The organism is Streptomyces sp. NPDC003042, from assembly GCF_053591315.1.
The window spans coordinates 1-7744 of sequence record NZ_JBSFTP010000145.1; the positions used below are offsets into that span (position 1 = coordinate 1).

Here is a 7744-nt window from a genome sequence, read left to right on the forward strand (position 1 = left end):
CCCTCACGGCAACAAACCGACCTACAGAAACCCGATATCTCCCACACTGACATCACGATGCCGAACCACCACCGACAAAACGCCACAGATCATCACGTTACCGGTAGTGGGCAGTTCCAGCGTAGGACATGCCCATCGCCACGGTGAGCTGTTTGACGTCGAGTTCGTCGGCGAGGGTGAGCAGCCGTGTTGAGCGCAGGACGCGCGGGAGGAGGCCGACCGGGGCGAGGCTGTCTCGAATGTGGACCGCGCCGGCCGGGCCGGTGGTGACTCTGGTGAGCCGGGTGACCAGTACGTGCGGGTTGTCCGTGTGCAAGGCGCTCCGGTGGGCAAGGCAGCCTTCCACAGCCCGCCACGTGGCGCTGCCGAGGGCAAGATCGACGCTGCGTCCAGGGAAGCAGACCGTCCGGGGAGCAGTGCTGATGTGGTCGAGGGTAAGACGGCGGAGTTCGGTCGTGGTCGCGGCGTGGAGAAGGGCCGCCAGGCCGATGAACGCCTCGTGCGGGAGGACGTCCTTGCCTGTAGTCCAGCGGCGGTAGAGGGTGCGCTGCTCGTCGAGAGTGAGGGTGGAGCCCAGGAAGCCACGTGACTGCGGAGCCTCCACGACAGCGGTGGGATTGTGGAGCACCAGTCCGGTGCGGTGGGCGTGGGAGAAGAACTGCCGCAGCCCCGCGAGCCAGGAAGCTCGGCGGGCCGGGTTGCGGGCCAGGAATGCCTCCAGGTCGGTGACGTTCACACTCGCCCAGGTGGTGTGACCCCGGGCGTGGAGGTGGAGTGCGAGGTCTCGGACGGTGACAGAACATGCCACGTCACCGTCAGGCGGCACCCGGCCGCGACGGCGACCGTACGCCCCTGGCCAACGGTCGGGCCCGCCGCGCAGTATGGGCACACGACAGGTTGAGTGCCTGTGTCCAAAGTCTGGGTCTCACGACCGCATCCCGTGCGCAGGTGAGGCGTTGGACAGGCCGTGGGAGGAATCCAGCGGGGTTCGGCTGGGGTGTGGACGTGCAGTGTCGGCTGCGTGGATTTCCGGCGTGGCCGCACTATGTCCTGCCCGGATGGCCTTTTCCCGTGCGGCTGGGCGGTTGCCGGCGGCCGCCCCACGCCTCTCCTCGAGCTTTCAAGTCCTGAGGTGGCTGACCTGAAATGACGCGACGACGAAGTGGCGCCCTCTCGTCGGCCTGGGCTCTGGCCTTGCTGCTGGCCGTGCTGACGGCAGGGTGCAGCGGGACGCAGGAGAGGGTCGGGCGCGAGGTGTTCCTCGATGCGGCGACCCGGCTCGCCGGGGAACCGGCCATCCGGTACTCCGCGGGCGTCGGCGGTGCCGAATTGGAGATGAGCGCCACGCGATACGGCACCGCTCTGGGCGCGTTCTCGCTGGCGGGCATGCGGCTGGACGTACTGGCCGTGGACGGCCGGTCCTACTCCCGGCGGGCGCAGGACCCTGACGGCGGAGGACCGGGGCGGCTCCTGCCGGAGGAGACGGTGCAGTGGACGACGGTGGCGACGCAGCAGGGGCCGGACTCGTTCCAGCTGACGCCTCACGACCTGGGCACGATGGCAGCTGAGGCGCTGCGGACACCGGGGACGCTCTACCCCGGCCGCGGCCAGACCACGACCGTCGACGGTGAGGCGACTTGGAAAGCCAGCACGTCCACCATGGACGTCCACGTCACCCGCGCCACCCCCCACCGGCTGGTCCGGCTGACGCCCAAGGGCGCTGCCGCTGTGCCCCCGCCACCTACCCCACCCGCCTTCCCGACCTTCCCCGACCCTCCTCCCGCCCCGCCCACCGCGCCCGCACCGCCACCCTCCCCTCCCGCACCACCGGAGCTGCCGGGACTCCAGCTCCTGGACCATGTCGGCGGAACGCTGGGCCGCTCGATCGCGAGAACGCACCCGTACACACCGCCAGCCCGCGCAATCCCGCTGCCCAGGCCCCGGCCCCCGCTCCCCGGCCGCACCACCATTGCGCCGCTGAGCTCCCGTCAGGTCGGCGCGCTGTCCCAGGCGGTAGCCAAGAGCGCGGGGCAGCTTTCTCAGGCCGTGAACTCCGCCTACCAGTTCACGGTCAGGGGCACCGCTTCGTTCACCGGCTGCGGACCGGGCGCCTGCACGGTGACGGTCCGGGTGAACAGTGCCTTCGTCACCCAGGGCGCCAGAGGCCCGGGGAACGTCCGGGTGCGTCTGCGCGCGGAGATGACCGGAGCCGGCTCCCCGGTGGGCTCGTGCACCGCGTCCGGCACACTGCCCGTTAACGGAACCGGCTCTCTCAGCTGCACCAACACCTCGTCGGCCTGGGCATCCTGGTACCGCGGCGCGGAACTCTCCGAGGGAGCAGAGCCGTTCCAGGCGATCGCCCACGTCGTCGCCCAGGCGATGGACCCAGGCGAGGTCACGGCCGTCCGCGACCAGGTCGACAAGCAGTTCCGCAACCTCAGCAGGGAGATCGAGGGGAACAAGGACTGCCGTCGGCCTCTCGCCGCCGCCCCCATGCGGCACGCCGTCTACCTCACCGTCACCCCCCTCGGTCCGTGGGACCACCTATGCCCCTACGTACTGCCTCCCGAGATCAAAGGTATCCCCGCCTTCGACGCGCGCTCCATCGACCTGGTGAGGAAAATCCACTTCCCGAACGGGGAACAGACAGATAACACCAAAGGGCAATTCCTGTCCACATTAAAGGACGCCGATCTGCACAAGATCCTGGAAACGGGGCTCCTCGATTCTTCGAAACCGTTCAAACTGAACACCAAGGGCTACTGGGAGAAGAGCTTCCCCTGCCCCGGGAAGGGGCATGACGCAATGGTGAACGGCAAGAGACAGCCGGCCCGGTCGGTGATGGTGGTCATCAACACCGCCGCCGATATCGTCACGATGTACCCGCACAACTGACATCCGTCCACACCGAGAGGTTCGAGGCTGCTCATGGGACTGCACGTCAACGTGGAGGATCTGTGGCACGGCAAGCTGGACACCTTCGGCGACGACGCCGAGGGCTCCTTCATGGCCCTGTGCCGAACGATGCCCGAAGACACCCTGTGCAGCGGGGTGAGCCCTTACGGCGAGACCCTCTTCAACAGCGTCCAACTGCGTCGGCTCGTGCGGGAGCTCCAGAACCTTCCCGACCACCTCACAAGTCCGGTGGTCGGGAAGGTCATCGAAGGCGCCCTGCAGGCGATCCCCCGTACCGGCTACCTCCGCGTCATCGGAGACTGAATGAGGCCCAAGCCTGTGCACGGGATCTCGCCCCGACCGCACGGCACCGGTGCGAAGACGCCCGGCCGATCCGGTTCAACGAAAGCCCGCTGCCTCCCTGTTCGTTCGGAGCGAAGGCCAACGGCTTCACAGTCACCGGCCGGGTACCCTGGCGCGACGCGCAGTCAACGGCTGGGAGATTAGGTGTGCGCAACAGGTTCCGGTGGGGCGCAGCCGCGGCAGGATTACTGCTCGCCTTGTCAGCGTGCGCCGAAGATGAAGAGAGCGGCAAACCGTCACAGTCGGATGCCTCAAGTGATCTCGTCCTGCTGTCTAAGACATGGAAGGACGATCTCGCAGAATTCGACTACGCATTCGACCCCTGCGACGACCATTCCTCCCAGGAGTGCGATCTAGCCGTGCAGGACATCGCCAGCACGGCGAACGAACTGGCAGACCATGTCAAGTACATGGAATACGAGCAGGTGTACGTAGACACCCTCGCGGCAGTGGAAGAGATCAGGACAGCAGCCGCCCAGTATGTCAATAGCGGCTGCAAGGAGATGGAACTCAGCCCCTTGACCCTTCGCTGCGGCACGTGGGCGTTGACCGTGAAAGACCATGCTGTGCTGCTGCACTCAACCATGGAACGGGATGAAAGAAACAAATTGATCGAAAAAATTATGTAGACGGCAACAGTCAGGTTTCTTGTGATCTGAGGATTTTTGGTCCGACTATCTGCATCGGACTTGGTGCCGGCATCGGCATCGTAGGAGTCGTAGTTTTGGCGGAGCACCTTAGTACTCCACCAGTGTTTCGCTATCTGGCCTGATCAGAGGCGGTGTCCGGAGTGTAATTGGCTGATGGCGAGTCACCGTGCTCGCGTCGCCTCGGCCGAACCTTCGCAGCCTGGAGCCGTAACTCCTCACGAAACTGCGGTCTCCACATCGAGCGCGGCCAGGGAGTCATCATCGAGCAGGCGACGGGCCCACCGTCCCACCTGCTCGCGCTCACCCGGTCAGGAAGCCGGACGCCGCAGCGCCCTGACGGCGTCATCGAGATCCCGGTGGACTTCACGAGAGCTCTGCACCCGCCACAGGGGCCCGCTGCTGTTCACCTCCACATTCACCGTGCCGAGGTAGGACCCGCCCTCGTATACCGCCCACGTCGGGCAGTCAGTGTCGGCGGGCCGTACTCTTCGGCGGCGAGGGAACGACATCCTCAACGGCGGCAACGGCTCCGACACCTGCACCACCGACCCCGGAGACACCTGTCGGCGTACGGACTTCTCTGGCTCTGGCAAGATTTTCGTAGTCGGAGATCATCCCTGTGCAACGGTCGGTCGATGGGTACGGCTCATTTGCTGAGCTGTCGCGCAGGCGTGAGGGCGCGGTCTGTCCCGGTCAGGAGAGCCGCAAGTCGATCCAGGGGATGGTGTCTCCAGGCAGCAGGTATCGCTCGGTCTCGACGAAGCCGTGCTTGAGCGCGAACCGCAGTCCGTCCTCGTTGGAGGACAGGACGACGGTCTCGATCACCTCGGCCCCCAGTTGCCAGGCCTGGTTGAGCCCGCGCGCATAGAGTTCCTCGCCGAACCCCCGCCTGCGGTGAGCGGCGAGCACGCGGGCGATGACTGTGGCCGCCGGTGTTTCGTCCGTCGGCGGGCGCACCGTGCTGCAGCCCACAAGATCGTCATCGAGATACGCGATCTCCAGGTGGTTGCGCCGGGCACGTTCCCGTACCTCGTCCAGAGAGAGGGAGTGGGTAGGAATGATCACGTTGTGGGCGTACTGCCAGTCTTTGAGCGTGGCGTCGCCGTCCGGCTGCTGGATGCGAAGATCAGACATTGCAGCAGGACACCCGGGGACACCTCGGACGTCAACTCTGTTGGGCGTGTCTATGTCTTCAGGTAAGTCCCTGATCAAGCCGTGAGGTCGTAGTGCTGCTGCTCGGAGGTGTCGGCGTACTGGTGAGTGTGACTCTTTCGTAGCCGGAGATCATTCCGGGGTGAGGGTTGGCTGGTCCGCGTAGCGGCGGCGTAGGTGGGCGACCAGTACGACTCGCTGGCGAAGGAGTGGGACGCCGGCGCGGCCTGCCATGATGTGTTTCTGGAGCTTCACGTCGGTGATGCGGCCCTCGTTGACTCCGGAGTTGTAGGGGCTGGTGATCCCCTGGGCGACCGCGTGCCGGTCCTCGCGCAGGGCGGTGGCGATGCCGGCGAGGGGCGGAAGTCCGCTGTTGGCGAGGTGATCGAGCCAGGCCGACAGCGGTGTGGCGTCGCGCGTATCGAGCATGGTGGCGAACTGACGGACCAGTTCGTGGGTGCGGTGAAGTTCCGGGCAGTGGTCGAGCAGCCGCCGCAGACGCTCCGCCGTCTGCGGGCCATGCCGGAGTGGGTTGGTGATGATCCAGCGTGCGGCTTCGCGTGGAGAGGGCGGTCGTTCGCGGGGCTCGTCCAAGGGCAGGCCGCGACGCAGCGGTGCCAGGGCCATCTTCACGCGCTGGTAGTGGCCCAGGTAGCCCTTGCCAGCGAGTTCTTGGTGGAGGATCTTGGCGCTGTGTTCGCCCTCGCCCCAGCGTTGTTGCAGGTAGTCGAGGTACGGATCAAGGGTTGAGGGGCGGCGTGGAGGGCGGCGTGTCACCTCCTGCCAGGTGCGGGCCCTGGCGTATTTGCGGACGGTGCGGCGGTCCAGCCCGAGTTCGCGGGCCGTGGCACTGTAAGGACGGCCGGCATCGGTCAGCGCGTGGACGGCCTCGAACAGCCGCCGGGCGTGCCGGCTGGCGGGAGTGTCCTGCCCGGGATCCGTCGTTGCCGAAGGAGGCTCCGGAGCGTCTGGTTCGGGGACGGGGAGTGCGGCCGGCAGGCAGCCGCGGTGGGCGGCGGCGACTTCCTGAACGCGCCGGGACAGGCCCTGCCATAAGTGAAAACGGTCGCTGCCCTGGACGGCATTGGGGGCGCCGTCGGCTATGCCCTGCCTGTAGGTGAGGGAGCCGTCTCGGCAGGCGATCTCGACTCCGGGATGCGCGCGGAGCCATCGGCTGAGCTGTTCGGCGTCTCTTCCCTCCCAGAGCGTGAGCGGGAGTCGGGTGGTGGCGTCGACCAGGAGGGTGCCGTAGGTGTCGCCATAGAGCGCGAAGTCGTCGACGCCCAGCACCCGTGGTGTGACCAGCGGCGGCAGCGGCATCCGCATCAGCTGGGCGAGCACGGTGCACCGCGAGAGTCTGACGTTCAGGACCCGCAGCATCCGGGCCCCGCCCCGGCCCGCCAGCACAACACCGACCGACTCGACCAGGTGCTGCAGCAGCGGCGTTCGCCGCTGGTAGCGGACGGTGAGCCAGGCACCTGTTCGGCGAAGGTCGCCTTCGGGCAGGACGGGTTCTCGCAGTACAGACGGCGCACAGACAAGTCGATCCGGACCGGCCGGCCGCCAAGCGCCGTATCGGCGAGATGCCGGACATAGCGGCTGTGGATCCAGTCGCTCAGGACACCGCACCCACTGCATCCCACTGGGACACGGGAGCGAGTACGAGCCTCGATCACCACGACAGGACCGGAAGTCTCAGCCGAGAACACCAGTAACCCGGCCAAGTGCGGTAATAACTCTGACAGTTCAACAGAACACACTCAAAGGCTGCCCACCCCGCAAACCGGGCGACTACCCGCACCGGGATGATCTCCGGCTACGAAAATCTTGCCAGAGCCTGAATCTGGCTGTGGTCCACATTTCGTGACGGTCACTTTCGATCAACGGCACGGCTGAGGGCCGCTCGCCCGTCAGCGTTGTTCTGGTGGGGGTCGAGTGCAGTTTCCGGGAGTTGATCTGGCCGGAGGTCGAAGACCTCGTGGTCGACAGAGTGGAAGCCGATGGCGAAGCAGTCCGGATCGAGGCCCGCAGTTATCGTGGCGATGTCGTCTGTCCAGACTGCGGGTCTGTCGGAACGAGAGTTCACAGCACCTATTGGCGGCGGCTGGCGGACCGGCCGCTGGGCGGACGACTCGTCGTCCTCAACCTGCTCGTCCGTCGGTTCTTCTGCGGCAACGCCGCTTGCTGCCGGCGAACATTCGTCGAGCAGATCGAGTGTCTGACCAGGCGCCATGCCCGTCGGACGCAGGCCGTGGGCCGCATGCTTCAGGCGCTTGGGCTGGCCGTGGGTGGCCGGGCCGGTGCCCGGCTCGCGCCCCAACTGGGGCTGCGGACTACGCGGGCGGCGATCCTCCGGCAGGTCCGACTGCTGCCCGATCCACCAGTCGGGACCGTCCGGGTTCTCGGCGTGGACGAGTTCGCGTTCCGCAAGGGACGCACCTACGGAACGGTGCTCGTCGACGTCGAAACCGGCCGTCCCGTCGATCTACTGCCGGACCGTGCTGCGGACACCCTCGCCGCCTGGCTCACGGAGCACCCCGGCGTCGAGATCGTCTGCCGAGACCGATACAGCGCATTCAGCGAAGCCACCAAACGGGCCGCCCCCGACGCGATCCAGGTCGCCGACCGGTGGCATTTGCTTCACAGCCTGGCCCGGGCCGTCGAACGCACGGCCCACGCCCATC

Annotated in this window: 8 protein-coding genes; 4 read left to right on the plus strand and 4 right to left on the minus strand. The window is 66.7% G+C overall.

Annotated elements, in window-relative coordinates; all coding sequences use genetic code 11:
* Positions 1-97: 97 nt before the first annotated feature.
* Entirely contained in the window at positions 98-736 is a 639-nt protein-coding gene (locus ACWDYJ_RS35380) for a hypothetical protein (RefSeq protein ID WP_451569714.1), read from the minus strand.
* A 410-nt stretch (positions 737-1146) separates the two neighbouring features.
* On the opposite strand from ACWDYJ_RS35380, the gene ACWDYJ_RS35385 reads away from it, so the two are divergent.
* The 3 genes from ACWDYJ_RS35385 to ACWDYJ_RS35395 all read left to right on the plus strand — a co-directional run bounded on the left by ACWDYJ_RS35385 (position 1147) and on the right by ACWDYJ_RS35395 (position 3887).
* Positions 1147-2895: a hypothetical protein gene (locus tag ACWDYJ_RS35385; RefSeq protein WP_451569715.1), complete on the plus strand. Its 1749-nt coding sequence runs from the start codon at positions 1147-1149 to the stop codon at positions 2893-2895.
* A gap of 33 nt (positions 2896-2928) precedes the next feature.
* The gene (locus tag ACWDYJ_RS35390) at positions 2929-3219 is read left to right on the plus strand and encodes a hypothetical protein (RefSeq protein ID WP_451569716.1); all 291 of its coding nucleotides are present in this window, start codon (positions 2929-2931) and stop codon (positions 3217-3219) included.
* Between the two features lie 185 nt (positions 3220-3404).
* Complete coding sequence (locus ACWDYJ_RS35395) at positions 3405-3887, plus strand: hypothetical protein (protein ID WP_451569717.1); 483 nt, start codon at positions 3405-3407, stop codon at positions 3885-3887.
* 714 nt (positions 3888-4601) lie between these two features.
* Here the strand turns inward: ACWDYJ_RS35395 and ACWDYJ_RS35400 are convergent.
* The 3 genes from ACWDYJ_RS35400 to ACWDYJ_RS35410 all read right to left on the minus strand — a co-directional run bounded on the left by ACWDYJ_RS35400 (position 4602) and on the right by ACWDYJ_RS35410 (position 6820).
* Positions 4602-5042, minus strand: a complete 441-nt coding sequence (locus tag ACWDYJ_RS35400) for a GNAT family N-acetyltransferase (protein ID WP_451569718.1) — start codon at positions 5040-5042, stop codon at positions 4602-4604.
* A 150-nt stretch (positions 5043-5192) separates the two neighbouring features.
* The gene (locus tag ACWDYJ_RS35405; protein ID WP_451569719.1) at positions 5193-6467 is read right to left on the minus strand and encodes an ISL3 family transposase; all 1275 of its coding nucleotides are present in this window, start codon (positions 6465-6467) and stop codon (positions 5193-5195) included.
* On the minus strand, positions 6425-6820 hold the full coding sequence (locus tag ACWDYJ_RS35410; protein ID WP_451569720.1) for a transposase family protein: 396 nt from the start codon (positions 6818-6820) through the stop codon (positions 6425-6427). Before ACWDYJ_RS35410 ends, ACWDYJ_RS35405 begins: the two co-directional genes overlap by 43 nt.
* Before the next feature lie 191 nt (positions 6821-7011).
* On the opposite strand from ACWDYJ_RS35410, the gene ACWDYJ_RS35415 reads away from it, so the two are divergent.
* A partial coding sequence (locus ACWDYJ_RS35415) for an ISL3 family transposase (RefSeq protein WP_451569721.1) occupies positions 7012-7744 on the plus strand: 733 nt, incomplete at its 3' end.

What these genes read in the sequence shown, in the direction of transcription:
- ACWDYJ_RS35385 (WP_451569715.1), top strand. Translation starts at nt 1,147, where the DNA reads ATGACGCGACGACGAAGTGGCGCCCTCTCGTCGGCCTGGGCTCTGGCC.
- ACWDYJ_RS35390 (WP_451569716.1), top strand. Translation starts at nt 2,929, where the DNA reads ATGGGACTGCACGTCAACGTGGAGGATCTGTGGCACGGCAAGCTGGAC.
- ACWDYJ_RS35400 (WP_451569718.1), bottom strand. Translation starts at nt 5,042, where the DNA reads ATGTCTGATCTTCGCATCCAGCAGCCGGACGGCGACGCCACGCTCAAA.